The following is a 24401-nucleotide window of genomic DNA, read 5'->3' on the forward strand; positions in this document are numbered from 1 at the left end:
AGGAACCACGATGACCAAACCTCACGCAGTGATCATAGGTGCAGGAAGTGGTCTGTCTGCCGCTGTTGCCCGTGAACTATCAACAGATTACCATTTAACTTTGGTGGCGCGTAACGGCGAGAGAGTTCGTTCTACAGCAGAGGAAACTGGTGCTGTAGTCACCCAATTAGATGGCACGGACGAAACCGCTGTGGCAGCACTGTTTGACAAACTGCCACAAGCTCCCAGAGTTGTGATCTACAACCCGTCGGCACGTGTCAGGGGGCCGATCGCAGAATTGTCGCTCGAAGAGGTGCGCAATGCGGTTGATGTAACCGCAATCGGGGCATTCATTGCGGGCAAACACGCGGCCCGGCGAATGCTAGGCGCCGATCTGGTTGATGGAGTTCGCGGAACGATCTTGTTTACCGGTGCCTCAGCTGGAGTGAAGGGGTTTCCAAAATCTGCTCCGTTCGCGATGGGTAAGTTTGCCCAGCGAGGGCTTGCCGAAAGCATGGCGCGCGAGCTTCATCCTAAAGGCATTCACGTGGCTTGGGTCAATATCGATGGCGCCATTCTCAATCCCGGGCGTTCGGAACCTGAGGACAATCCGGGATCTATGCTCAAACCAGAAGCCATAGCCAAAACCTATCGTCATCTAATTGAACAGGATCGTAGCTCTTGGTCGAACGAAATCGCCGTAAGGCCTTGGGTCGAAAAATTCTGACGTCTAGCCAGCACGCAAGCGGAAGCGAGCTCGTCAATAGGTTAAACCTTTGTGTTTCGGTAGTTCACTTTCTTACCCATACCGACCGTTCACCCGTGTCTCAGTCCGTTGCGGCGCGGCCCGTCAAACCGGCCATTCGCTGCGCCGCAAAATCAGATGATGGAAGAAATCATAGCGCGGACATTGTTGCCGTTCATTCTGTTCTCGGCTCCGGTAAATGGCTAAAGCTGATTGCCAAACGGTTCCATGCATTCATCTGGGCGATGATAAGCGTCAGATCGACAATTTGTTGTTCAGAAAAATAGGTTGATAGCGCATCGTAGAGAGCTTCTGGCGCTCCATTCTCCGCCACCTTTGTAACCGCCTCCGCCCAAGCGAGCGCCGCTTTCTCAGCGTCTTCAAAGAACGTCACTTCTCGCCAAACCGTAAGGCAATCAAGCCGTTGCTGTACCTCACCGGCTCGCCGTGCCTCGTTGGTATGCAAGTCGACACAGTACGCGCAGCCATTGATCTGTGATATTCGAAGCTCGATGATCGCCCGTAGCTTGCTATCTATGGACAGCATATCTTTCTTTGCCTTCCCCATACTCGCAACAGCGGGGCCATTGATGGACAAATAGTCAAGTCGCTCAATCATTCTCTTCTCCAGATGCTTTGGGCAGCATTACATCTTGGAACGAAACTGAACAGTTGGGCTCCCTGTCGCCATCAGAACAACCGCAGCATTTTGAAGATCAGACCAGCTTGCACGGATTGGGCGGCCCATTCCGGACGTTCGTCGACTTTGCTCTCGCCGCGATGTGGTTTCATGAAAGCGGACATCGAACAACAGAATTGATCATCATTTGTCGATCTTTGGGAGCATGAGGTTATTCGCCTGCGAGTCATGAAGTTGGAATTCCTACTGACCTCTTGACTCTGGCAGCCTTTGGCCTGATATTTCTGTCATGACAGAAAAACAAGAACTATCAACATCTGACGCTGTGAACCAGTTTATTCTCTACTGGGGCGACATGGGCAACCAATGGGGTGTAAACCGCTCTGTGGCCCAGATACACGCGCTCCTCTATCTCAGTTCCCGACCACTTAATGCCGAACAGATTGCCGAGTCTCTGGGAATTGCGCGATCCAATGTGTCCAACTCACTCAAGGAACTGGTAAGCTGGCGGCTGATCCGCCGCATTCCAATTCCGGGGGATCGGCGCGAGCACTATGAGGCCGAGGTAGATGTCTGGGAAATGGGAATCCGGATCGCTCAAGGGCGCAAAGAGCGGGAAATTGATCCTGCAACACGTGCCTTGCGCACCTGCGTGTCCCAAGCTGAAACCGAAAGCGGCCTGGACCCTATTGCACTGCGGCGGATGCAGGAAATGCAAGAGTTCCTGGCAACAGCCGACACTTGGTTTCGCGACATGCTTACGGTGCCGCGACCTAAGTTGATGATGTTGATGAAAATGGGAGCCAAGGTCGTTTCCCTACTCAGCTTCACGGGAGGCAAAAAGAGCAGTTAAAAATTTTTGAACCATTATTTCGCTTATGACGGAAACAGCAGTATGCTCATAAAAAAGGAAAACCCCACCCTCCCCGGCCAAAATTTGGCTGAAACGCAATTCGATGTGGCACGCGACAGGGATGATCGATTCAAACACCTCCTTGGGGCCAGGGAATGGGCCGTACTACCCAAGGCAATCCAACGCCGATTCAGCAAACAACTTTTGGGAGATGCCAGCCTTGCCTATCAAGGCCGCGTGACCCAAATGCGCATGAACCCCGTTGGGCGCGCACTGGCCTTTGCACTCCGCATCATAGGGGCACCGCTGCCGTTTGATGGCAGTTCCGTCGGTCGATCGGCGGTGGTCACCGTCACCGAGGATGCGGCAACCGGCGGGCAGTATTGGATCCGACAATATGGCCGGGCCGCTGGCTTTCCACAGATGGTTGGCAGCTCCAAACGCTTTGCCGGACCGACCGGATTGGAAGAGTATGTTGGCTTTGGGATCGGTATCTCGCTGAGGTTGAAAGGCACGACGAACGGTCTGTATTTTATCAGCGACCGCTACTTCCTGAAATTGGGGCGACTGCGGCTGCCCTTTCCTCGGTGGGCCGGCCCCGGAAGTCTGGTTGTTGGCCATGAAGAACTCGGCGACGGACATTTTCGTTTCACCTTGGAACTGGCACATCCTCTATTTGGTCAGTTGATCTGGCAGGACGCGACCTTCCGCGATGCCGAAATTGTCGAGGGTATCCCGTCATGAAGGTCGTAATAATAGGCGGATACGGTGTATTTGGATCCCTGACCGCACGATTGCTGGCCCGTGACGGGCACCAGCTTTGGCTGGCCGGGCGCCATCCCGAAAAGGGTTGCGCTCTGGCTCACGAACTCAACGCACACACCTTGAAACTGGACACTAGCGCAGCACCAGAAGCTCTATTCGAAGCAGAGCCGGACATGGTTATCGATGCAGCTGGACCATTCCAACACTATGGCCACGATCCCTACACAATCCCGAGACTATGCATCGCCCATCGCTGCCACTATCTCGACCTGTCAGACAGCGCCAAATTCACAAAAGGAATCGCAGCTTTGAACGCTGATGCGATAGCCGCAGGCGTCTTTGTGCTGTCGGGTGCATCCAGTGTACCCGGCCTGTCCTCATGCATCGTCAAAGACCTGATCGACGGTCTGGATGAGGTCGACCTGATCGACATTTCAATCCTGCCAGGCAATCGGGCACCGCGCGGTTTGTCGGTTATCAAAAGTATCATAAGCGGGGTCGGTCGCCCCTATCAAATATGGCGCGAAGGTGCTTGGCAGACGGCGATTGGATGGACGGATCGCAAGATGTATCAACTGGAACCAGGTTTATGGCGTGCCGGATATTGCGTTGACGTTCCCGACATCGCGCTTCTTCCCGCGCTAACCGGGGCCAAAAGCGTCGTTTTCCACGCAGGTCTTGAACTTCCGCTGATGAATGGGGCACTAAGTCTGCTGGCGCGGTTAAGGCAGTACCGGCGTTTCGAGCTGCCGGGCCCGGCCTATTCCGCGCTCCACCTGCTCTCCAAAGCGCTCTATTCCTTCGGGAGCGATCGTGGAGGCATGGAGGTGAGTGTTTCCGGCAAGCTCGATGGGCATCTCATTACCCGCACATGGAAGTTGATCGCGGAACAAGGGCACGGGCCGTTTGTGCCTGGCGTTATGTGTCGCGCAATCTTGCGGGAGCGCGCCAACATCAAAGCCGGTGCGCGCCCTTGCCTGGCAGAGCTGCCAAGGCCGATAGTTGAACGCGCGATGGGAGTTTTGCAGGTTCGCACCGGGTTGGTCGAATTGCCTGATCACACGGCTGTGTTCCGCGACGCGTGGACAAAGCGGGCAGAGACTTCGAACAGCTAGACAGATAGAGCCCAATCCCTTCAGCACCATGATTCCGCTTAGATGCGAAGTGTGACCTGTGCCTTGCAACGGCCCAGAGCCGACATCCAGCGGCAGGTCGCGATGCTGCGGTCGCAGCCCGCTTACCCGCCATTCGCGGCGACCGCGAAATCTCTAACTCTTTCTACTAGTGATCAGCGGGGCTTTGCTGCCGTTGGTTATTTTCATTCAAAAGCTGCTCTCGGTAACTAAGCGGAACTCTGACTGGTCAATCGGGCCTCAGAAAACGATAAAATTTGGGCCAGCAAGTGTTTCATTTAATGGTCTCTCTGTGCCTCCCGCCACCGATCACGCCCTATAGTTGGTAAGCTCATTCCAAAACAATTCAACTGCGGCAGACGTGTTCTGCGACTTGCGCGCCGCACAGATGTTCCAAGTCAAATTCTGTTTCATCGACACGGGTTTGACAGTCTTTGTGCGGATTAGTTCCGCGAACGTGTCAGGCATCCCTCCCACCACGAAGTCACGCTCCGCCAACAGCCCGGTCAGGAGGTTGTAGTCGTCGCATTCGATATGCGGCTGTGAATTGACCTTTTCGACGGCCTCAACACCGCCACCAAGTGCTTTTGTCAAAGCAGCTTTCCAATGTTTGTGGAGATGCGGTGATGCAAAGGGAAAATCGAATATACCCGCCATGGTTTGCGGACCGCGTTTGTGAATCTCATGATCCCGATGAGCGACGAATTGGGTGGGTTGCTTCTCCATCACCATGATCTCGACGTCTTCGGCTTCAGGAGTGTAGGTCAGATCACCGAGGAACACGTCGAATTCGCCCGCCTGCAATAGGTCGAGTGGACGCGCATAGGCACTCACCAGAATTCGGAAACGCAGATCAGGCATTGCCCTTCGCACAACGCGCAAGACAGGCACGATCAAAGTTCTTGTGGTGAGCGGCCCGCACCCAATCAACAAAGTGCCCGGTCCGGTTTCACGCAATCCAGCCACGCGAGTTGCATAGCGGTTCAGATCTTCACGGAGCGCCTGCGCAATTGGTAGAAACTCTTGCCCCGCGCGTGTCAACGTGCTGCTGTTGCGGCTGCGATTGAACAAAACAAGTCCCGTGTGCTCCTCAGCCTGCCCGACATAGCGGGACAAGGACGCGTTGGAGACACCCATCACACGAGCCGCATTTTGAAAGCTGCCGGTTTCAGCCAATGCCAGAAAGGCGGTCAATGCGTTTTCATTCATCGTGCGGCCAATTTCATTTCAAGTTTCGTGTTTTAGATTTCACAATATGAAATCATGGTAAAGCTCTGTTGCGACAAGAAAGTCTCAATCGCTATCCCTGATGAACCCTTTCGATAACCCCACTATCGAAATCGTTTTCTACGTCCACAGAGGTATCAATGTTCATTCTTCGATCCATTGCGGTTTCCGCCACGCTGGCCACAGCTTCGGTCTGTGCCCTGCCGGTTTTAGCCGAAACCGACCAGCCCAATATTCTTGTCATCATGGCCGACGATGTCGGCTGGGCCAGTCTTGGCAGCTATCATCAGGGTGTGAAAAGCATCCAAACCCCCAATCTTGATCAGTTGGCCGCCGACGGTATGCGTCTAACGGATTACTATGCGCAACCAAGCTGCACTGCCGGTCGATCCGCCTTCATCACCGGACAGTTGCCGGTTCGCACCGGAATGCACACTGTCGGCCTGCCCGGAGACCCTGAAAAAGGTCTGAGCGAGGATGATCCGACCCTGGCCAATATGCTGAAGTCGCTGGGCTACACGACCGGGCAATTTGGCAAGAACCATCTGGGGGATATGAATAAATTCCTGCCGACTGTGAAGGGCTTTGATGAATACTGGGGCTGGCTCTATCACCTGAACGCGATGGAATACACATCCGATCCAGACTGGCCAAAGGATCAGAAATTCAACGACACGTTTGGCCCTCGGAACATCATTCACGCCTATGCCACGGATACAGTCGATGAAACTGTGGACCCGCGCTGGGGTCTGGTAGGCAAACAACGCATCATCGACGATGGTCCGGCGCCGCCCGAGCGGCAAAAGACGCTGGACGACGAGGTGACAACCCACACGCTGGACTTCATCAACCGCGCAGTTGACAGCAAAACGCCATTCTTTGTCTGGATGGCACCGGCGCGCGCGCATGTCTGGACCCATCTGAGCCCCGAATACGAGGCCATGCTGGGCGACGGGCGCGGTTTGCAGGATGTCGTCATGAAAGAGCTTGACGACAACGTGGGCAAAGTCATGGCACGGCTGGACGAACTGGGTGTCTCGGACAACACGATTGTTGTCTTTACGTCTGACAACGGACCGGAAACCATGACTTGGCCGGACGGTGGAACAACGCCGTTCCATGGCGAAAAGGGCACGACATGGGAAGGCGGCTTCCGCGTCCCCGCCATCATTCGCTGGCCCGGCAAAGTTCCCGCTGGAACCGTGAGCAACGGAATTTTCGCAGGTCTTGACTGGATGCCCACCCTTGTTGCCGCCGCTGGCGGGCCTGATGATCTGACCGGATCATTGCTGGAGGGTTACGAGGGCTATCAGGTGCATTTGGACGGGTACAACCAACTGTCTTTCCTGACCGGTGAGGGCGAGAGCAACCGGGATGAGATCATCTACTACGAGGGCCCGGACCTGCAGGCTGTACGCCACGGAGACTGGAAAGCGCATTTCACGATTCAGACCGAGGGATGGGCTGGCCCCAAGGAAGAATTGAACGCGCCCCTGCTGTTCAACCTGCGTCGCGATCTTTACGAGAAAGCGGCCGAGGAATCGGGGATGTACACCCGCTGGATGGGCAACAAGATGTGGGCATTTGGGCCTGCGGCCAAGATCGTCCAAAACCACCTGTCTACGTTCAAGGACTATCCTCCACGAGGTTTGGACGTCACCAATAAGTCTCACGTCGAAGAACAAATTTCGACTGAAGGCGGAATGTCGCAGTAGCAATCAACTCTCGGGAGGCATCAACAGTAGCCTCCCGATTCCTTATAAGAAATCGCGGGAACCAACTGCTAACGAAAGCACGCTAATGCACCAAGATTGTCATTTGGACCAAGCGCCGCATCGGTCAAAGTGGGCTCACAGCCGACCTCGGTACAGAAGCAACAAGAGCCCCTGCCCCTATCCAAGACATACTGCGGCCCAAAGCGGTCGCTCGGCACCACATCGAATTTCCGCGTTTGCAGCCCGCTTTGCGGTCATTCGCTGCAACCGCGAACTCCGAGCTTCGTCGAAATGGAAGGTGTGAGTTTTCGGCTCGGTTGTTCACCCAGCATCCCGTTTCCTGCCTTCGCGCGTTGCCAATAACTTTCAAAGCGGCGCCATAGGACCGAAGTTTGTCCGTTACAATCACTTCCGGTCGGCCATACATCTTCATTGATTTTCTTAAGAGTTTCAACGCTGCATTACGATCCCGACGCTTAAGCGGACAAGGCTGAACTACGGTTATCAATGGCAGGACTAGTAAGTAGTCCAAAGCAGATAAGTCAAATCACTAAGGAATGACCCGGTTCCAGGGTTGCAGCGCTTTCTAGCGCATGAGTATGGTCGTGCATGCAGCAGGGAGCTCGTTATGGAAACAAGGGACGCACAGAGTCAGCGGGTCGCAGAGCCGAAGACAGTACTTTGTTTTGGGGATTCGTTGACCTGGGGCTTCGATCCACGGGGTGGCATAAAGTTTGCTCGGTACGGACACGCAGAACGGTGGACGAGGCGGCTGCAGGCGGAGCTCGGCTCATCGTATCATGTAATTGAAGACGGATTGAATGGCAGGACGACGGTATTCGACGACCCTATGATCGGCGAAACGAGCGGTCTTGCTCATTTGCCAATCACTCTCAAGACGCAAATGCCAATCGACCTAGTCGTCATACTCCTAGGATCAAATGATACAAAACTCCGCTTTAGTGTGAATGGTGATGAGATTGCCCGCGGTCTCGGGCGGCTTCTGGATATCATATCCAAGTCTAATGCCGGACGAGATGGCAAAGCCCCTCAGACGCTCGTCTTGGTGCCACCAGAAATGGGCGACGTCAGCAAGACTTGGCTGAAACCAATCTTCGATTCTGTTCACAGCCGCGCGACTCTGAAGAGGCTTCGTGAAACCTACCCCACAGTAGCCGCTGCGTTTGGGGCGCATTGCTTTGATTTAAATCAGGTTGTCGGCCCTGGCAGCATTGATGGTACGCATTTCGATCCTAATTCGCTGGAGCTCGTTGCTACTGCACTCGCTGAAGTTGTCCGCGACGTCGCTCCGGTATCGCAATCCTAGGCATCTTTCCAATCCGTGATCAAACTGTGAGGATGCAGACTTAAGCCAATTGCTAGGAGTAACTGTTGGACGATCGACGACGGGGAATAGGCTTAATCCTATTGGGCGCTTTGGTCATCTCCCCGACCGGTGCCGTAGTCGCTGGTTTTGGACAAATCAGTTCTCTTGAAATCGTGATTCTTCGCTGTTTTGGAATCGCGGCCTTCTTTTTCTTGATTTTGGCTGCAACGGCTGGATTTGGCAGTATCGCTGGACTCCGAAAGTCAGGTTTGCCTGGCTTTGTCGCATCTTTCGTGATGGGCACGATCATGGTGTTGTCCATCTATGCTTTTCACAACGCCCCGGTAGCGCGAGTACTATTGTTGTTTTCAACAGCGCCTTTGCAGGCGGCTTTGATTGCCCGCTTTGTGTTGGGTGAACGTTTGACCAAAGCGACCATACTGGCGCTTTGCCTATCTTTGGCAGGCATCATTTTGATTGTTCTAGGTGGCCTTACGTTCGATGACGAAGTTGGGTTTTCACTATCGGGAGACTTGGCAGCAGTCTTTTCGTCGACTCTCTATGCTGTTTTTTCCGTTGCACTAAGGGCCGGACGAGACGTGGACATGCGCGTTTCAATGCTAATGGTTGGCTTGATCGGAATGGTTTTCGCACTTGTCCTTTTCTTTGCGACGGGCGAACAGGTCAGTTCCAACGCGATTGAAGCCGTTATTATTTTTGGTACCGGGTTCTTTCTGACAGGCGGAGCATTTTTGCTTTTTACCATTGGTTCCAAATCGGTCTCGTCGGCCGAGTTCAGTATGATTTCTCTATCAGAGATCTTTTTTGGGTCGCTTTGGGCTTGGTTATTCCTAAGCCAGAACATATCGGTCACTACTGGCATCGGTGGCGCGTTGTTTTTATTTGCGATTGTGATAGACGCACGATTTGCTTCGAAGCCAACACTGCGCGATCTGTAGCTTTTGACGCAATAGCCAGCTTTTAGCTAACGACAGAATTCAATCCTCTGATCGGACGAATTAACCTGAGGGTGCTGTTTCAGGTTTCGCAGTTAGCGTCAGGGCAAAGTAAATAGAAGCAGCATTGAGCGCAGCCAGTACGGATAGTGGGATCAGGACGCTATGGATTTGCGCGACCAGTCCAAGGACGGCGGCGAAAATGATCCCGCCAATTCCTGCAACGGTGTCCGAGAGCGCAACCATATAAGGGCGATTAACGTCAGACGACATTGAGAGCAGATACAAGTAGCGACCTTCGCGTTCACCGCCGATCCCAAAGGACAGGAAGAAGATCGTTGCAGCGTAAACCCATGGGTTGCTGGCCAGACCTAACAGATCGAACCCAATCGCCATAACCGCTGAAAGGCAAGCAATCATCGACGCACCAGCAATTGTGTAACGGATAGACTTGCGAACAACCCGTCGCCACAAGATCGCGCCAAGTGCGCTTCCAGCGCTTGTTGCTGTAACGAAAATACTCAGAATGTGCGGAGTAGATAGGTGATATGTCGCGGCATGAATTGTATAGAACGGCGTCGCCAATTCGACTGACAAAAAGAACAATCGGGCGACGAGAAAACGACGGAACCAGGCATATTGGAATGCCAGGGACCAACCACGTGAAACTTGATTGAGAAAGGGCTCCTTCCCCTTAAAGTCCTCTGAGTTGCCAACCTCGTCTGAAGTTTTTGTGAGCACGAGTCGGAACATGCAGAAGCACGAAAACAAAAGTGCCAGCACACCCAACCAAAGCAGAACGCGATGTCGCTCGAAAGGAGTTTCTCCTGCCATCAACGTCCGTGTTGCCCAGACAAGTCCTATCGCTAAAACGCAACTTATCGCCAATTGTGTGAAGACGATCTGCCCGCGTTCTTCTTCCTTGAGCTCCGACCCATAGATGTGGTTGCTACCCAAGGTCCAGATTCCATAGCAGCAGCCCACGATCACAGCCACCAACACAAACAGCACCATGACTACCCCTTGGGAGAGTGCTGCACCGGACAAAGCTAACACTGCCAGAACCAAAGCAATGACGAGATTGGGTAGTATCATCGCTTTTTTTGAGCGGTCCCCCACACGCACATAAGGAGACATTGTGGCTTCAGCGATAATCCGGGCACCTTTTACACATGGAAGAAGCAGCCCGGCAAGAAACTGCGGAGCCCCTAACGCAAGATACAGAAATGGAAGCACAATGCTTGGGCTGGCAAGAATGTCGGACAAAGAATCTGCGATGCCGCCCCAAAGTAAGTATACGCGGTTCTTCTTTTCGGTCGAACCCGATTTATCACCTGAGGCACTCATCGAGTCCGGCATTTTATCATAGATTGTTCCTCGGCCCACCGGCGTGCAGTGTTGTTGATTGAGCAGCCTCATCTGACTGGTCCAAGTTGATTGTTAGTGCATCGTGGGCCTGTAATCCATCGGGATGATGTTTTCGGGTGCTGGCGGGCGATAGCCCAATGCACTGTGGGGCCGCTTTGTGTTGTAGTGTCTCCTCCATTGTTCGATCAGGATTTGTGCTTCGCGTAAGCTGTAGAAGACTTCACCGTTGAGTAGCTCATCCCTGAACCGGCCATTGAAGCTTTCGCAGTATCCGTTCTCCCACGGGCTGCCGGGTTCAATGTAAGCCGTCTGGGCGCCGATGGCGATACTCCAGTCTCGGACGGCCTGGGCAACAAATTCTGGCCCATTGTCTGAACGTATGAAACGGGGTGCTCCTCGAAGTATGAACAGATCCGTCAGGGCATCGATCACGTCGACCGAGTTCAGCTTGCGCTTCACTCTAATCGCCAGGCACTCCCGGCTATGCTCATCAAGGATGTTCAGTGTCCGAAAGGCTTTGCCATCGTCAGTTCGACAATGAACGAAGTCATAGCTCCATACATGATTGCGATACTCAGGCCGTAACCGAACGCATGAGCCGTCATTAAGCCATAACCTCCCTTTCTTCGGTTGTTTCATCGGCACTTTCAGCCCCTCTCGCCGCCAAAGCCGTTCAATTCGCCCATCGCTGACAGACCATCCAGCCTCTCTCAGCAATGCAGCGATCCTGCGATAGCCATATCGGCCGTATTGACGGGTCAGCTCGATCATGTCGGCCACCAATCGGTCTTCGTCTGCGCGACCTTGTGGGACACGCCGTTGCGTAGACCGGTGTTGTCCAAGCACGCGGCAGGCGCGTCTCTCGGAAACGTTCAGTTGGTTGCGAACATGGTCAATACAAGCACGACGACGAGCGGGGCTCAGTAGTTTCCCTTCGCGGCTTCCGTCAGGATCAGCTTGTCCAACGTCAGATCGGATACCGCACGTCGCAGTCGCTCATTCTCTTTCTGAAGCCGTTTCAGTTCTTTCAACTGATCTACGCCCAATCCGCCGTACTTCTTGCGCCAGCGGTAATAGGTTTGTTCAACAACGCCGATCTGCCTGATCGCATCAAGACGGGACATGCCTTGCCCCATCAGAACTTCAACCTGCCGTAACTTCGAGACAATCTCTTCGGGCTTCGGTCTCTTGTTTGCCATTCGTGGTCCTCCGTTTCCTAAACATAGCGGTGGACCAGTTCAGTTGGGGAGGCTCAGGATCACCTCCTGATGCAAAATCGGTGAAGCCAAAATGATTTCGTTGATCGGGGTAAACAAAATTTGGAAATTCCCCTCCGTCCTCCGTCCACGCTTGCACCTCCAATTCTTCGGCACCTACACCAGTACCGTTTATGATTTGTAGATGCCCCCAACTGTATCTTGTTGTTTCTGAATCCAACGGAGCAGTACCATCTTCGTCGTAAACGCTTATTGCGATCGCATTTGCCGCTAAAACTAGGCTTCCCATTTACAATCCTTTAGTGTTTTCCAGTCCAATTACCTTCAATCGAAACGATACTGCCATCTTCAGAAAACCTAACATTAAAGGCAAATCCTCCAATGCCATAAACGCTTGCAAACCACTGAAATAATTTTCCTTTTCGCGCTTTGTACCGAGCTTCATACTCGGTGTCGCTCCACTTCGCTAACAGTGATTGGGTCGGTTCAGTCTTATATTGAGGCTCATATGAGTCCGAGAAAGAACTGTTTGGACCCACCACGAAAAAGCCGTGATATTCAAACCATTCCTTGAGCAATTGAATATCACCTAAGCTTCTTCCAATGCGAAAAACGCAAATTTCGGACGCTTGATCAAATCCAATTTGATCCCAATCAATCAATAATAGGTTCGGTCTTGGTTTGGTTTGCTCGCTTTTTACAAGACAATCGCGAACATCCGAAAATCTTTCAATGGCGTGGTGGTGACTGCTCCACTTATTGCTCTTTTCGTCAACAATACGGCCAATAAACATGAAAGGATCGGTTTCTTGATTTGAAAGGTAGTCAAACTCTATCCAGCAACTTTCATCTGAACGGCAGTTTTCCCAACGGTTTTCAACGTTGCTTTCAGACCAAACCACAGTTCCAGCACAAACCCATGCAAGCACTGTTGTATAAATTAAAAACCTAGCTTGAAAAAACCGCATTGTTTCAACTCGCACAATTTAAAGAAGCCGGAACCACCTAGATTAAGTTCCCAAGAAATGTTAGGTGTCCCCCTAGTCAGATCCATTCCTGCAATCAAAGTCCAGGTAACAACTAAAAAGTGCATGCGAATGCCTGGTTAATGCTTGTCAAAAAACACTTACTCCAATTTACAAAACACAAAAATTTTACAAATTCACATTCTTGCCATTCTAAGATCGTTAAGTCGATTTAAATTCAATTTCTTGGGAGATTCTTCGTTGAATTCTGAGGGATCACAAAATCGTCATCAATAGTGATAGTGTTAACGAGATAGCTGCACGCAGTCAACTTTGAAGCGATCACTTTTTTGGCCATTCTTGGTCATAGCATTTCTCAAACTCATCGGACCAATTGAAAAGGCATGAGCTTTGACGCTTTCAGGATATTAAGTGCAAAACCCACAATGGTATTGTCTAAATAGGTTTTTTGTCCTCAAGAGCCATGACCCAAAGCTATGCAATAGACGAATTTTATCGCTTGGTAGTACGAGCGATCCCCTGAGTTCCCAAACTATGCAGTCATTGGCGCTGCCGCAGCGAATGTTTACATTGACCCGCGTCTCACTCATTGCTTCACGAAGTTTCACTGCACACGGCACGAATGGCCGCTCTGGGCTCCCACGGGATTTCGGAGGCGTAGCAGCATCAAAGTCCGAGGAAACTTCCGGTGCCGATAAAGCGGCCCGGAGCGGACATCCAGCGCGTTGTCTGGATGCTGCAGTGCGTCCCTTCAAAGGAGACACTCTCTGCGGCTGCAAATGGGACGACTTCAAAACCAAAAGCTGAACGCCGAAACCAGCGGTTGTCGCAACCGCCGAAGTATGACGAGTCTTCTTAACGCGGCCAACAAGACCACCCTCCGTTTTAGCACACAGTGGAATTAGTGACCTGTTCATTCTTTGTTCTCTCCAGTAGTATGCAACTGTTCCCATGAGGTAGGGAGGAAAGAATGAGAATCAGAGTCAGTCAATTCATTGATTTCGCTTACGGGGATAAGCGAAAGGACAAGTCAAAAGCGAAGAGCATAATTGACGATCTCGAGCTACCTTATGATCCTGCGAAAGATCGGTACAAACAGTTTCGCGAAGCAATGGCTTCTTATGAGGATAAGGCCATTTCGGATGAGCAGTTCCTAGAACTTCATACAAAAGTAGCTCCCAATAAGTCCTCTGGCTACAGAGTCCTCAGCCAAAACTACCTCGATCTAAAGGAAGATCATGCACTTATATGGCAAGGTCGAAGCCCCATTGAAGCGAACATCGCGGGCCTGCAGGTTACAACTGCATGGTACCTACGTACCGAGGCCAACAACCAAAGAAGGATAATTTTCCTCCACTTTGGTAAGGAGCAACTACCCAGAAAGAAAGAACGAGGCTTGCTCACCGTGCTCCGAATTGCTCAACCAGATTCGGCAGGAGTTGGTATCCTCAATATACAGCCAGGAACGCTAATCACAGCGACCCGGCTGAACCAAGAAGAGGCTGATTACCTACACGAACGGGCTGAAAAATTCTTGTCAATTGCACAGGACCTTAGATCGGCTCAATAGAGATCAGGTAACTCCGCGTTGCCTGTCGCTCAGCGCAGCTATGCTAAGAACAAAGGGGCGTAAATTGAAGCGGTTGGGCAAGCCGAACCCGTGTTCAACACTTATCACGACGTTAACTGTAAAGGTTTTCAATTATCGCAAATAGTTCTCGTGGCGTGCCCCCAACTTCTATGTTGCCTAGGCGAGGCGCCGCGCGCCCCTTGTACCACTTTTGAACCTCTCCTTGGTCAGTCTGTCGGCTCTCTTTTTCAAAAATATCGCGGTAACGTCGCGGAGAGATGCCATAGAAATGTTCGATCGAAACTGTGGCTGCATCGGGCGTGTCCGGCACGATGATATCCTCAAACAGGCTCTCAGTTTTGCTCTTTGGGTACGGCTCGATAAAAACAATTCGTTCGACACCTGATGCCACGAGATGCTTTGCGCAGTTGTGGCACGGATATGTCGTCACAAAGATGGTCGAACCTTTGACAGACCTACCAAGACGCGCAGCGTCCGCAAGTGCATTCATCTCTGCATGAACCATACGCCCGTACTCAGTGACACCTGAAACAAGCGACTTCTTGATAGCCTTTCGATGATCCGGGTCGTTCAAGATCTCTTCAACTGTACGGTCTTCGGTTATTAGCCCTTGCTTCTTCAGGATGCCCAGAAAATCAAAGATCATGCGGTTGATCTCATTCTTGTTGGCTTCACCCCCAAGATCAATGTCGCGTCGCTTGTTTTCCTCTTCGTCCCAGTAGTTGCCTCCGCCGTACTTTGGAACTTCATTGCATCCAATAGAAATAAGATCGCCCGACGGGGTGCAGATAGCCGCACCGACCTGTCTCGACAAATCAACTGACCTAAGCGAAGCAGCCTTGGCCATGTAGCTACCGAACTCATCTGAAGTTGGAGCCACGTTATTTCTTCCGAAGAATGCTTTGATGAATCGTTGGCTGGAGTGCTCAATTGATGCTTCAGAGGTTCCATCGAAGAAAACATCTCCGAGATGGAAGATTTTTGAAATCCGCTGACCTCGGTCTTCGGCTTTTTCGTTTTGATCGATGGCGATCAACTGATCCGCATGCTGCTCACATCTTTCATTGTCCCAACCATGTTGTTCAGTCCGAATTCTTCCGATCAACGAACGTCTTCGTTGTTCCAAAGGGGTGACAACTGACACCTGCACAAAGCGTTTTCCGAACGCCTTTGTGAGAAGCTCAATCTCTTCGGGTAACTTAAGTTGGTCGATGATGAATGCATGCTCATCAAGCGGCACAACGGCTTGCTCATCCAGTTTTGCCTCATCCGTTTCGCCGCTTGCCGAAGCGGCGGAGCGCCTAAAATCGACAATTTGCCTGATAGCCTCGGATGCAAGAACAGCATTATTGCCAAACGCCTCCCGAACGGCATTGCCCTTCTTGATCTTGTTGTGGAGTACGGATGTGGGAGCTTCCGCAAAGCCTGTGCCCTTGGCAGTCAGAAGTCGATCCATCTCCTTGCTGAGAGAAATCGTTGTCGGGGTGTAGTCCATCTTCTTTAGCGTCGCTGCTAGGCTTTCGCTCGCTTCGTGGATCGGGCATCCGATTGGACCAACCAAACCCAAAACTAGCTCAACACGGCTTCGCATGAAGGAAACTTTCCATAGTTATCAACACAATATTTTGCCTATTACCACGTTCCGTCAAGGCAAGTCTTGATCTGAACGGACGATTGCATCAAAGTGATCATGCTTGGTGGGGAGGCAACGATGGACCATGAAATGGATCAAAATGTGATGCAGAGCAACCAACCGCAGGCCCAAGCACAAGACGATCAGACGCGTGATCTAGAACAAGAGCGCCGAATCTACGAACGTATGCTTGAACGGCAATCCGAGGCGTCACGTCAGTATAGTATGGGAAAATTTAGATCTGCGTGAGGCTGGTCTAGGTAAACGCTGAATCCTACTCAAGTGGCTAATCAATTGATTTCTATACCTTTTAGCGTGCCATCATATACTCACTCTTGAGAACCAACAGCGTCATGATCTCGTCATCTCTTACGCGGAATGACTGCTCACATAGCTCATGTCGGTCGGCGCCCTCGGTATCGAACCAAGTATCCGCGTCCATAAGTGAAAGCGAGATGTCGTCTCGGGCACCTTTGTGCAGAATATCGTAGGCATTGCTTTGCGGATCGAGGGTCCGCCGCAGAAACCACCGCTCCCCTACACTCTTTGATCGCTTGAACCAGTTTAGGCCCCCGCGGCTGTAAGAAGCCAGAAGGCTCGGTTCGAAGTCAAGATCCACCAATCTGTATGCCATGGCCGTCTTGCTGACAGAAAAGGCGTCTGAAAGAAGACGCACGGTTCGCATGTCGAATTTCCTGAAGTCACTCAGCGCACTCTTGAGCATGAACTCCGGCATCAACAGCTCTGAGGCGAACCGGTTCGCACCCTTCTCTCGGGAAAGTCCTCGTTCCCGCCCCTTACTGCCTCCAATATCCTCTTTGGCACAAAACAGATGCTCTCCTCTATGCCACTCCCAGTGCCCCAGTTCGTGTGCGAGGGAGAATCTTTGACGCCGAAGATTTCCGTGCGCGTCTTTCACCGCGATTATCGCGCGGCCGACGTCGGCTCGGCCATGGATGCAAGCTTCACATCCATCCATTTCCCGATAGTCAACCTTGGCACCTTGAAGCCAAGCAATGGCTTCCAGGTCAATGTCCTCTGGTCGCTTCAGGCGCAGCGCCTGGAGGATCTCCTCGGCACGGCGCGGAGAATGGGTCATTCTTCGTTGCCCTTTTTATCCGGCCAAGCGTCATCGTCGAACAGGTCGTCCAAGTCTTTCTCAATCCCTTTTCGGTCTTTGTCGGACAAATTCTTTCCATGCCGCGCGGCTATCGTATCCGGCATAAAGCTGTCGGGTCGGCTCTTTGGCGTACGCTGAGCCATGGAGACGACTTTCTGGTCGCGTGTAGCACGATCCTTGTCAGCCGCGGCTTTGGCTTCCTTCATTGCCATCTCGGCGACCTCGTCTTTCGCGGTCTCCAGCCAGGCCCTCATGCGATCTCCGAAAGCAGCAATGTCCTCCCCGACCTCGTCAGCCTCATTCCGAACGTCCTCGTCTGATGCGTTCGTGATAGCTTCGTCGATTTCGTCAGCCAGGCGATCTTGAAAAGTTCTCTTATCGTCCGCCATTGAGCATCTCTTTCATTTCCGGGTGGGCATTGCGCGTCCTTTTGACCCGCTGCACCACCGTGTTGTATTCCCTTTCATTCCAGGCGAGGCCCGTCATGATCTCGGACTTCGATTGCCCCTCCTCTAGAGCCAGGAGGTATAGCTGTACGTCGTCATCACCCTCGAAGAGTGCCATGAAGCCAGCCATGAACTCTTTCTCGAAGAGCTGCCCTTCCTGGTTGCACGACGAGGCGATGTCCTTCGCGGCCTCCATGTCCTTGTCGGTGTTCTTGCGAAACCCGATCTTGGGGCGCTCCGACGCAATGCTCCTCATCACACCGGAGAGAAAGTCGATAAGCGCAACACCTTTGGGCCATTGGCGCGTTCCGGTGATCTCACTCTTCATCACCCTCATGACCGCCTCTTGAAGGACCTCCTCTTCGTCGCCGGCTCGGTTGTTCCGGATGCACCAGTTCCGCGCCTTCTGATGGAGCTTCCTGAGTGCGACATCATCGCGGAAGAGAAGGTCCAGTTCGTCATTGAATTCCTTGAGGGTATGGAACTCTTCGGATGTGTCTTTCGCCATGCCAGTCGCCATCGTCGCTGCTCTTCAACGTTATATGCGCACGAAACGACGTACCGCGGTCAAGAAAATCCAAAAATACAATGAACACTGCGAACGCGAACATTCTTCTGCCGCGCATACACCTTTGAGGGCGCCCACTGCTGGCGTCGAGCAGACAAGAAAAGGATTTGCTGCCATGTCTACCGAACCGATCGAAATCGAAGATCTCCAGGCCGCCCTGAAGGCCGGCCGCAAGCCCCGCGACCACGGACCCTACAATGTCCAGGTCGGCGACCACGACCTGAAGTTCACCGACGCCGTCATCGACGATCCGACGCCCACTGGCCGCCAGATCATCGAGGGGGCCGGCTTCCGTAAGGCCGAGGAACACCTCGTGTTCCAGGTGCTGCGCAACGGTGAACTCGAGGAACTGCGCCTCGAGGAAACCACGGATCTGCGCCCCGGCCAGGTCGAGCGTTTCCTGGTCTTCCCGAGCGCAGAATCCTTCCGCTTCGACATCGATGGCAAACGCCTCGAGTGGGCCCACAAGGTCATCAGCGGGCGCGTGCTTAAGAGGCTGGCCGGGGTCGATCCCGCTAAGTTCGCCGTCTGGCAGGTGATCCCCGGCAAGGATGACATCCTGGTCGGCGACACCGATCTTATCTGCCTTGCGGACGCAGGCTTGGAGCACTTCTTCACCGGCGTGCCCCAGACCACGGAAGGTGGTGCAGCATGAGTCTCCTCCCCCGACAGGATCGCCGCTACCTTGAGGGCCGCGGCATCACCGTTCGCGAGGTCATCGAAGGCGGAAAGAAGGGCGTGGTCCTCACCGGGATCACGCTGCCAGAAGGCAAGTATCAGGTCGCCCAAGCGGATATCCTGATCCTGCTGCCGCCCTCGTATCCCGAGGTCGCCCCCGACATGTTCTTCGCCGTGCCGCATCTGAAGCTCCTTGCCGGCCAGCGTGAGCCCCGCTGCACGCAGGCTCGCCAGGCCTTCGATGGCCAGACTTGGCAGCGCTGGTCTCGGCATAACAACCAGTGGCGTCCCGGCACCGACGGCATCTGGACCATGCTGAAGCGGGTCGAAGTGGCCCTGGAGGTGGCGGCATGAAGCGCAACGACATCACCCTCCACGCCCGTCACCGCGACAAGCTGCAGGCGCTGCTCGCGCATCCCCGTGGGCACGAGGGCGCCGCCTACATGCTGCTCGGCAAAAGCGAGATCGCGCAGGACCCCTGGGACCTCGAGCCGCGGACCCGTTACAACTCCTACGAGGTCATCGCGATCCCGCAGGAGGACCGCGTTGATGCCAGCGGCAAGCACGTCACCTGGAATACCAACTCCTTCGCCCAGCTCTGTCGCCGGGCCAAGGAGGAAGGCCTGGTGCCGGCGATTGTTCATAGTCACCCGGGAGGCTTCGACGGTTTCTCAGACCAAGACGATCGCAACGAGCGCGACCTCTTCACCATGGCCCGGAACCGTAACGGCGAGGGGACACGCCTGGTGAGCGTCGTGCAGGTCGGTGACGGCCTCTACCGGGCGCGGGTCTGGGAAGACGACATGACACCCCGGCCCTGTCATAGCGTGACCGTCATCGGCACTCGGCTCGAGATCCAGTCGACCGACGTGCCGATCCCGTCGGAAATCCTGGCACGGCAGGGATTGGCCTTCGGGCCGGAGGTCAACGGCCTCCTCAAGCAGCTTTCCGTTGCCGTGGTCGGCTGCGGCGGCACCGGAAGCCCGGTGGTCCAGCTTCTTGCTCGCCTCGGCGTGAGGCGCATCGTGGTCATCGACGATGACGTGGTCGAGCACTCTAACCTGAACCGCCTGTATGGCGCGACCCGGAAGGATGCTGACAACGCGGTGCCCAAGGTCGACGTCATGGCACGCGAGGTGACGATGATGAGCCTCGATGTCGACATCCGGTCGATGAACGGCTGGGTGGACGCGCCGCATATCCGTGACGCGCTGAAATCCTGCGACGTCATCTTCGGATGCACGGATGATCACACCGGGCGCCTATACCTGAACCGCGTCGCGCATTTTTACCTAATCCCGGTGATCGATGTCGGGCTGGTTCTGATGCCCCGTGACGATGGTGAGCCCGGCCTCCTCGAGATGGCTGCGCGGGTCAGCGTGCTGTTTCCCACGTCGGCGTGCCACGGCTGCCGCGGCACGGTAGATCGTGTCAGGGCCCGCGACGAGGATCTCCAGCGATCGGACCCCGCCGAATATGAACGGCAGAAGACCGAGGCCTATGTCCGCGGCGGAGGTAATCCCGCCCCGGCCGTCGTAACCTTCACCTCAGAGGCGGCCACCATGGCAGTGAACGAACTTCTTGCCGGTCTCGTAGACTTCCGCAGCAGCGGTGGATGGGCGTGGCAACGCTACCGGAAGCTCGACAAGGGCTTCGAGCGTTCGCAAGCGGCGCAGCCCCAGCCGGACTGCCCGGTCTGCGGCAGTGAGAAATATTGGGGCCTTGGCGACATCGACCCGTTCCTGGATCGTATTGGGTGAGTGGCATGATAATCGACACTCTGCGGAAGAGCCTCGAGCTCTTCCGCCTCATTCCGCGAAACGACCTGATCGCCAGGATAACACCCACACACCCGACGCCGGATCAGATTGTGCCGGGGGAGATGACCATCGTGAGCGATGGCGTCGACAAATGGGCCTGTTTCCACTGCCCCGGTGGGTGCGGCGAGACCATCAAGCTGTCTCTCAGCAAGAACCGGAGGCCCAGATGGACAGCCATGGCAGACTGGTTGAGGCGCCCGACCATCTCGCCCTCGGTCCGGCAGACGAACGAATGCCGGTGTCACTTCTGGATCCGACAAGGGCGAATTGATTGGTGCAAGGATAGTCCTCGTCGTTAGCTTCACAGCAGCGACAGTGCGAAACTGGATTTTGTAAGAAATGGAAGATGGTTCTGAACGGCTGCTTTGCTGAATTACCAGAGTCTTTTGCGCGTATGCAGCGAACTTCCGCTTCCCGCCCTTGGCACCGGAATCTTCCATTTATCCCGGGTATTCCGATGGGTTTCCGCGTGGCGCTGTGTTTTTAATAATGTGCTATTTTCAGCGCTATAGACGCTTTAAAGATGTACTTTTCAAAGAGAACCTCTTGCCTTTTCTTTGAAATAATATGATTTAAGGCGTCATGAACGCTGGAAGATCGAAAAATCTGAAGAAAGTTCTCGACTCAGTGCCCGCGGGATATCTCGTCGATGCCAACTGGCTCACCGCCCATGGCATAGCCTACGAAACCTTTCGCGACTATGTAAAACGGGGCTGGCTCGAACGCGTTCACCGTGGCGTTTTTCGCCGACCTGTTCCCAATCCGCCCGTATCAAACACCGTTGACTGGAAGGCCTGCCTGATGTCGATGCAACATATCATGGGCTATGATATTCATATCGGTGGCAAAACCGCTCTCTCACAACAGGGCTACGACCACTACTTGCGTTTGGGCAACAACGCCCCGGTCTGGATCTATGGCTTCAAAATACCCAACTGGCTCACGAAGCTACCACTCAATGCGCCTATAGAAACGCGCAATACGTCGCTGTTCGCTGACCAGGCACTTGGTGTTACAAATGACGACATAAAATCTGAAAACTCCCTCCCGTGGGACTGGCAACTGCGCATGTCGGCCCCCGAACGGGCGGTCATGGAAGCCATGGACGAATTGCCGGACCATGAGAGTTTTCACAACCTCGACATGGTGTTCGAAGGCTTGACGACACTACGACCTAAGTTGCTCTCAGCGCTCTTGCTGAGCTGCAAGAAAATAAAGGTCAAGCGCCTCTTCTTTGTTTTTGCGGATCGCCACAATCACCCCTGGCGCAAACGACTTGATGCTGACGCCTTCAACCTCGGGACGGGGGATCGAGCATTGGTCGAAGGGGGTCGGATACATCCGCGATATCGCATCATGGTACCCGAAGAGTTCGCCACGACAGGGGCAGAAAATGGCGCGTAGAAATTATGAATCCCAGGTCGCCCTTCTCGTGCGTGTATTGCCTTACGTCGCGAGGGAAGAGATATTCGCGCTCAAGGGCGGGACAGCGATCAACCTCTTCTATCGCGATCTACCGCGACTCTCGGTTGATATCGACCTGACATATCTGCCGATCAAAGAGCGTGAACAGAGCCTCGCCGAGATCAACGAAGCCATGGATCGGATCGCTAAGTCGATCGAAAAGGGTATCAGCGGGGCGAAGGCTCAAAGAATAAAAGGAGGTGGGGGCGGCGCCACCCGCGTGCTTGCGCGTCTGGAAGATGCAGAAGTCAAAATCGAGACCTCGCCTGTCACACGCGGCGTTGTTCATGACCCCGAAACCCGGGCGGTCTCCGACGCCGTAGCAGACGCGTTTGGCTATGCAGAAATGCAGATCGTCTCATTCGAAGATTTGTTCGGCGGTAAGCTCCACGCAGCCGTGGATCGCCAGCATCCACGCGATCTTTATGATGTAAAGCTACTCTACGAACACGAAGGACTGACGGATGATCTGTTCCGGACTTTCCTGATCTACATCGCCAGTTCGGCACGTCCGGCACACGAATTGCTGAATCCCAACCTGATCGCCTTAGATCAACCTTATGTGCGTGAGTTCGAGGGCATGACTAAGTCAGCCGTCGGCCTGGATGACCTACTGACGACGCGCAACCAACTGATTGCGGATATCCAATCTCGCTTCGACAAACCCACCAGACAATTCTTGCTCAGTCTGCAGGATGGCGCGCCGGATTTCGCCGTAATAGATCGACCGCAAGCCGCCAATCTTCCCGCCGTGCGTTGGAAGCTTCTCAATCTGGAGCGCCTGATCCGGGACAACCCGAAAAAGCACGTCGAGCAAAGGGAAGAACTCGAGAAACTCCTAGGTCGCCTCTTCGACTGATTTAAATTCAATGTCCGACCAATTGAAAGCGCGGGGACATTTCCGCGCCGCTTATTGTCACTGTGTATAATGCCAAGAAATTCGAACATCCCATTACGATTCAGGAGGCTCATTCTTCTCCGTTATGGGAGCCGCCTGTCATCAGGTCAAGAATCGTCAATCGGTAGGTAAGCCGTAAGGAACTCAAATTGGGTTGGCTTCAGCGAATTTCCGAATGTACGCGAGAAATGCACGGTCGGGATCTTTGGGTGGTTCCATTCCTGCAGACCAGTCACGCCATTGGCCCTCAATGTAGTAGATGTCATACCCCGGATGGCGCAGACGGGCAGTTTCGTAGGTTTCGGTCTTTAAGGCATCACCTCTTTTTTCTAGCCAGGCCGGACGCGGCTTGATGCTTGGAGCAACAGGTACTTGAACGTGTTCTTCCTGTTCTTGTGCTTTTGCCTTACGTCCAATGGACGAAAATTTTAGAGCACGTTCCGCAGCCCCCTGCCCTTCTCCGTCCTTTTTCCACCAGCGCAATTCGACGTGAGTCACACGGCGCCCGGTCTTTATTGGATCGATCGCCACCATGTAATCCGACAGCGCATTGACTTCAGCAATTGCAGGTTCGATCGCGCGTAGTTTCAAGTTGCTCCAGTTGGTTAGCTTCCCCTTTGGTACACCTAGAATGCCGCGCAGATCATCGACGGAAAACTTCTCGGATGAGCGCCAGCGCAGATTGCCGCGCTTCTGTACGATCTCATACAACGTCAGCGCATATTTCGAACTCAGTGCGAACATGATCTCGCGCTGCAATCGGGCAAAAACTGTCGAATTGGAAATAATTTTGCGCAACCGCGCCGGGATCTCGTATTCAATTAGCCCATCGCTTCGCACTGTTTCCACGTTACCACCCAACAACTGGACCCGTTCGACCGCAGGTTCGCCATCCCATACAACTTCCACTTTCACAATGGCGGACATCAATCGCTCAATAGACTCCCCTACCCTGTCGTTCGAGTTATGCGACCCACGCAGCATGGATTTTTGGATAACATGGCTGACAGGCTTGTCGATGGCATCCCAAGCGTTTTCCAAAAGCTGATTGTAGATCCGCCGATCATTAAGCGTCAGCGGTGTGACCTCAATCACGTCTACAAGCTCACCAGGCTTGACCAGGCTTTCAGAATTTGGCCGTGCGTCCAAAGTGCGGTATGGTTTTTTTGACATGTACTGCCCAACACCTAATTATTACTTTTGTATGGCGTATGATGTAAGCATAGCCATCACTGTTGTCTCGGTCCAGCACCCAATCTGTAATTTTTCGAA

General features: G+C 53.5%; 24 protein-coding genes and 1 pseudogene. 14 read left to right on the forward strand and 11 right to left on the reverse strand.

Going from position 1 to position 24401, the window contains the following annotated elements; translation table 11 throughout:
• The first annotated feature begins 10 nt into the window (after nucleotides 1–10).
• Nucleotides 11–706, forward strand: coding sequence for an SDR family NAD(P)-dependent oxidoreductase (locus ACR0DG_RS18710; RefSeq protein WP_480699932.1), 696 nt, complete (start codon nucleotides 11–13; stop codon nucleotides 704–706).
• Between the two features lie 193 nt (nucleotides 707–899).
• On the opposite strand, the gene ACR0DG_RS18715 is transcribed toward ACR0DG_RS18710, so the two are convergent.
• The gene (locus tag ACR0DG_RS18715; RefSeq protein ID WP_480699931.1) at nucleotides 900–1343 is read right to left on the reverse strand and encodes a carboxymuconolactone decarboxylase family protein; all 444 of its coding nucleotides are present in this window, start codon (nucleotides 1341–1343) and stop codon (nucleotides 900–902) included.
• A 310-nt stretch (nucleotides 1344–1653) separates the two neighbouring features.
• On the opposite strand from ACR0DG_RS18715, the gene ACR0DG_RS18720 reads away from it, so the two are divergent.
• Genes ACR0DG_RS18720 through ACR0DG_RS18730 form a run of 3 tightly spaced genes read left to right on the forward strand, consistent with a single transcriptional unit; the run spans nucleotide 1654 to nucleotide 4097 of the window.
• On the forward strand, nucleotides 1654–2217 hold the full coding sequence (locus tag ACR0DG_RS18720; RefSeq protein WP_480699930.1) for a GbsR/MarR family transcriptional regulator: 564 nt from the start codon (nucleotides 1654–1656) through the stop codon (nucleotides 2215–2217).
• Nucleotides 2218–2259: 42 nt separating this feature from the next.
• A complete protein-coding gene (locus ACR0DG_RS18725; RefSeq protein ID WP_480699929.1) occupies nucleotides 2260–2961 on the forward strand; it encodes a DUF4166 domain-containing protein in 702 nt (233 codons plus the stop codon).
• Nucleotides 2958–4097, forward strand: a complete 1140-nt coding sequence (locus tag ACR0DG_RS18730; RefSeq protein WP_480699928.1) for a saccharopine dehydrogenase family protein — start codon at nucleotides 2958–2960, stop codon at nucleotides 4095–4097. Before ACR0DG_RS18725 ends, ACR0DG_RS18730 begins: the two co-directional genes overlap by 4 nt.
• 327 nt (nucleotides 4098–4424) lie before the next feature.
• On the opposite strand, the gene ACR0DG_RS18735 is transcribed toward ACR0DG_RS18730, so the two are convergent.
• Complete coding sequence (locus tag ACR0DG_RS18735) at nucleotides 4425–5324, reverse strand: LysR family transcriptional regulator (protein ID WP_480699927.1); 900 nt, start codon at nucleotides 5322–5324, stop codon at nucleotides 4425–4427.
• 158 nt (nucleotides 5325–5482) lie between these two features.
• On the opposite strand from ACR0DG_RS18735, the gene ACR0DG_RS18740 reads away from it, so the two are divergent.
• Nucleotides 5483–7057 carry an arylsulfatase gene (locus tag ACR0DG_RS18740; RefSeq protein ID WP_480699926.1) on the forward strand — a complete coding sequence of 525 codons (1575 nt, stop codon included), beginning with the start codon at nucleotides 5483–5485 and terminating at the stop codon, nucleotides 7055–7057.
• A 283-nt stretch (nucleotides 7058–7340) separates the two neighbouring features.
• Here ACR0DG_RS18740 and ACR0DG_RS18745 read toward each other — a convergent pair.
• A pseudogene (locus tag ACR0DG_RS18745) lies at nucleotides 7341–7565 on the reverse strand (DDE-type integrase/transposase/recombinase); the annotation flags it as partial.
• Between the two features lie 120 nt (nucleotides 7566–7685).
• Here ACR0DG_RS18745 and ACR0DG_RS18750 point away from each other — a divergent pair.
• On the forward strand, nucleotides 7686–8384 hold the full coding sequence (locus ACR0DG_RS18750; protein ID WP_480699925.1) for an SGNH/GDSL hydrolase family protein: 699 nt from the start codon (nucleotides 7686–7688) through the stop codon (nucleotides 8382–8384).
• 65 nt (nucleotides 8385–8449) lie between these two features.
• A complete protein-coding gene (locus tag ACR0DG_RS18755; protein WP_480699924.1) occupies nucleotides 8450–9343 on the forward strand; it encodes a DMT family transporter in 894 nt (297 codons plus the stop codon).
• A gap of 60 nt (nucleotides 9344–9403) precedes the next feature.
• Here the strand turns inward: ACR0DG_RS18755 and ACR0DG_RS18760 are convergent, their stop codons facing one another.
• The 3 genes from ACR0DG_RS18760 to ACR0DG_RS18770 all read right to left on the reverse strand — a co-directional run bounded on the left by ACR0DG_RS18760 (nucleotide 9404) and on the right by ACR0DG_RS18770 (nucleotide 12893).
• Nucleotides 9404–10759 carry a hypothetical protein gene (locus ACR0DG_RS18760; protein ID WP_480699923.1) on the reverse strand — a complete coding sequence of 452 codons (1356 nt, stop codon included), beginning with the start codon at nucleotides 10757–10759 and terminating at the stop codon, nucleotides 9404–9406.
• A 21-nt stretch (nucleotides 10760–10780) separates the two neighbouring features.
• Nucleotides 10781–11907 (reverse strand): IS3 family transposase gene (locus ACR0DG_RS18765; protein ID WP_480699922.1). Its coding sequence is split into 2 segments (ribosomal slippage): nucleotides 10781–11643 and nucleotides 11643–11907, totalling 1128 coding nucleotides; the frame shifts between segments, so codons are not numbered across the junction.
• A gap of 317 nt (nucleotides 11908–12224) precedes the next feature.
• Nucleotides 12225–12893, reverse strand: coding sequence for a hypothetical protein (locus ACR0DG_RS18770; protein ID WP_480699921.1), 669 nt, complete (start codon nucleotides 12891–12893; stop codon nucleotides 12225–12227).
• Between the two features lie 988 nt (nucleotides 12894–13881).
• Between ACR0DG_RS18770 and ACR0DG_RS18775 the strand changes: the two genes are divergently transcribed.
• Nucleotides 13882–14481: a hypothetical protein gene (locus tag ACR0DG_RS18775; RefSeq protein ID WP_480699920.1), complete on the forward strand. Its 600-nt coding sequence runs from the start codon at nucleotides 13882–13884 to the stop codon at nucleotides 14479–14481.
• A 112-nt stretch (nucleotides 14482–14593) separates the two neighbouring features.
• On the opposite strand, the gene ACR0DG_RS18780 is transcribed toward ACR0DG_RS18775, so the two are convergent.
• The 4 genes from ACR0DG_RS18780 to ACR0DG_RS18795 all read right to left on the reverse strand — a co-directional run bounded on the left by ACR0DG_RS18780 (nucleotide 14594) and on the right by ACR0DG_RS18795 (nucleotide 18209).
• The gene (locus ACR0DG_RS18780; RefSeq protein WP_480699919.1) at nucleotides 14594–16093 is read right to left on the reverse strand and encodes an anti-phage dCTP deaminase; all 1500 of its coding nucleotides are present in this window, start codon (nucleotides 16091–16093) and stop codon (nucleotides 14594–14596) included.
• A 352-nt stretch (nucleotides 16094–16445) separates the two neighbouring features.
• Nucleotides 16446–17234, reverse strand: a complete 789-nt coding sequence (locus tag ACR0DG_RS18785) for an ImmA/IrrE family metallo-endopeptidase (protein ID WP_480699918.1) — start codon at nucleotides 17232–17234, stop codon at nucleotides 16446–16448.
• Nucleotides 17231–17644, reverse strand: a complete 414-nt coding sequence (locus tag ACR0DG_RS18790; RefSeq protein ID WP_480699917.1) for a hypothetical protein — start codon at nucleotides 17642–17644, stop codon at nucleotides 17231–17233. The genes ACR0DG_RS18785 and ACR0DG_RS18790 overlap by 4 nt, the downstream gene beginning before the upstream one ends.
• Nucleotides 17631–18209: a hypothetical protein gene (locus tag ACR0DG_RS18795; RefSeq protein WP_480699916.1), complete on the reverse strand. Its 579-nt coding sequence runs from the start codon at nucleotides 18207–18209 to the stop codon at nucleotides 17631–17633. The genes ACR0DG_RS18790 and ACR0DG_RS18795 overlap by 14 nt, the downstream gene beginning before the upstream one ends.
• On the opposite strand from ACR0DG_RS18795, the gene ACR0DG_RS18800 reads away from it, so the two are divergent.
• From ACR0DG_RS18800 to ACR0DG_RS18825, 6 genes are all read left to right on the forward strand, one after another.
• A complete protein-coding gene (locus tag ACR0DG_RS18800) occupies nucleotides 18208–18924 on the forward strand; it encodes a multiubiquitin domain-containing protein (RefSeq protein ID WP_480699915.1) in 717 nt (238 codons plus the stop codon). The two genes, ACR0DG_RS18795 and ACR0DG_RS18800, sit on opposite strands and share 2 nt — an antisense overlap.
• Nucleotides 18921–19301 (forward strand): E2/UBC family protein, encoded by a 381-nt coding sequence (locus ACR0DG_RS18805; RefSeq protein ID WP_480699914.1) that lies wholly within the window; start codon nucleotides 18921–18923, stop codon nucleotides 19299–19301. The genes ACR0DG_RS18800 and ACR0DG_RS18805 overlap by 4 nt, the downstream gene beginning before the upstream one ends.
• Nucleotides 19298–20707: a ThiF family adenylyltransferase gene (locus ACR0DG_RS18810; RefSeq protein WP_480699913.1), complete on the forward strand. Its 1410-nt coding sequence runs from the start codon at nucleotides 19298–19300 to the stop codon at nucleotides 20705–20707. Before ACR0DG_RS18805 ends, ACR0DG_RS18810 begins: the two co-directional genes overlap by 4 nt.
• A 5-nt stretch (nucleotides 20708–20712) precedes the next feature.
• Complete coding sequence (locus ACR0DG_RS18815) at nucleotides 20713–21066, forward strand: ubiquitination-like system serine protease family protein (RefSeq protein WP_480699955.1); 354 nt, start codon at nucleotides 20713–20715, stop codon at nucleotides 21064–21066.
• A 283-nt stretch (nucleotides 21067–21349) separates the two neighbouring features.
• On the forward strand, nucleotides 21350–22171 hold the full coding sequence (locus ACR0DG_RS18820; RefSeq protein WP_480699912.1) for a type IV toxin-antitoxin system AbiEi family antitoxin domain-containing protein: 822 nt from the start codon (nucleotides 21350–21352) through the stop codon (nucleotides 22169–22171).
• Complete coding sequence (locus ACR0DG_RS18825; protein WP_480699911.1) at nucleotides 22161–23090, forward strand: nucleotidyl transferase AbiEii/AbiGii toxin family protein; 930 nt, start codon at nucleotides 22161–22163, stop codon at nucleotides 23088–23090. Before ACR0DG_RS18820 ends, ACR0DG_RS18825 begins: the two co-directional genes overlap by 11 nt.
• Nucleotides 23091–23273: 183 nt before the next feature.
• On the opposite strand, the gene ACR0DG_RS18830 is transcribed toward ACR0DG_RS18825, so the two are convergent.
• On the reverse strand, nucleotides 23274–24302 hold the full coding sequence (locus ACR0DG_RS18830) for a RepB family plasmid replication initiator protein (protein WP_480699910.1): 1029 nt from the start codon (nucleotides 24300–24302) through the stop codon (nucleotides 23274–23276).
• Nucleotides 24303–24401 lie beyond the last annotated feature (99 nt).

This window comes from Ruegeria sp. BG8, assembly GCF_056538325.1.

Coding starts and splice junctions, on each gene's coding strand:
- ACR0DG_RS18725 (WP_480699929.1), top strand. CDS start 2,260: ATGCTCATAAAAAAGGAAAACCCCACCCTCCCCGGCCAAAATTTGGCT.
- ACR0DG_RS18785 (WP_480699918.1), bottom strand. CDS start 17,234: ATGACCCATTCTCCGCGCCGTGCCGAGGAGATCCTCCAGGCGCTGCGC.
- ACR0DG_RS18810 (WP_480699913.1), top strand. CDS start 19,298: ATGAAGCGCAACGACATCACCCTCCACGCCCGTCACCGCGACAAGCTG.
- ACR0DG_RS18780 (WP_480699919.1), bottom strand. CDS start 16,093: ATGCGAAGCCGTGTTGAGCTAGTTTTGGGTTTGGTTGGTCCAATCGGA.
- ACR0DG_RS18750 (WP_480699925.1), top strand. CDS start 7,686: ATGGAAACAAGGGACGCACAGAGTCAGCGGGTCGCAGAGCCGAAGACA.
- ACR0DG_RS18735 (WP_480699927.1), bottom strand. CDS start 5,324: ATGAATGAAAACGCATTGACCGCCTTTCTGGCATTGGCTGAAACCGGC.
- ACR0DG_RS18790 (WP_480699917.1), bottom strand. CDS start 17,644: ATGGCGGACGATAAGAGAACTTTTCAAGATCGCCTGGCTGACGAAATC.
- ACR0DG_RS18815 (WP_480699955.1), top strand. CDS start 20,713: ATGATAATCGACACTCTGCGGAAGAGCCTCGAGCTCTTCCGCCTCATT.
- ACR0DG_RS18760 (WP_480699923.1), bottom strand. CDS start 10,759: ATGAGGCTGCTCAATCAACAACACTGCACGCCGGTGGGCCGAGGAACA.
- ACR0DG_RS18740 (WP_480699926.1), top strand. CDS start 5,483: ATGTTCATTCTTCGATCCATTGCGGTTTCCGCCACGCTGGCCACAGCT.
- ACR0DG_RS18830 (WP_480699910.1), bottom strand. CDS start 24,302: ATGTCAAAAAAACCATACCGCACTTTGGACGCACGGCCAAATTCTGAA.
- ACR0DG_RS18805 (WP_480699914.1), top strand. CDS start 18,921: ATGAGTCTCCTCCCCCGACAGGATCGCCGCTACCTTGAGGGCCGCGGC.
- ACR0DG_RS18795 (WP_480699916.1), bottom strand. CDS start 18,209: ATGGCGAAAGACACATCCGAAGAGTTCCATACCCTCAAGGAATTCAAT.
- ACR0DG_RS18720 (WP_480699930.1), top strand. CDS start 1,654: ATGACAGAAAAACAAGAACTATCAACATCTGACGCTGTGAACCAGTTT.
- ACR0DG_RS18730 (WP_480699928.1), top strand. CDS start 2,958: ATGAAGGTCGTAATAATAGGCGGATACGGTGTATTTGGATCCCTGACC.
- ACR0DG_RS18710 (WP_480699932.1), top strand. CDS start 11: ATGACCAAACCTCACGCAGTGATCATAGGTGCAGGAAGTGGTCTGTCT.
- ACR0DG_RS18775 (WP_480699920.1), top strand. CDS start 13,882: ATGAGAATCAGAGTCAGTCAATTCATTGATTTCGCTTACGGGGATAAG.
- ACR0DG_RS18715 (WP_480699931.1), bottom strand. CDS start 1,343: ATGATTGAGCGACTTGACTATTTGTCCATCAATGGCCCCGCTGTTGCG.
- ACR0DG_RS18825 (WP_480699911.1), top strand. CDS start 22,161: ATGGCGCGTAGAAATTATGAATCCCAGGTCGCCCTTCTCGTGCGTGTA.
- ACR0DG_RS18800 (WP_480699915.1), top strand. CDS start 18,208: ATGCCAGTCGCCATCGTCGCTGCTCTTCAACGTTATATGCGCACGAAA.
- ACR0DG_RS18820 (WP_480699912.1), top strand. CDS start 21,350: ATGAACGCTGGAAGATCGAAAAATCTGAAGAAAGTTCTCGACTCAGTG.
- ACR0DG_RS18770 (WP_480699921.1), bottom strand. CDS start 12,893: ATGCGGTTTTTTCAAGCTAGGTTTTTAATTTATACAACAGTGCTTGCA.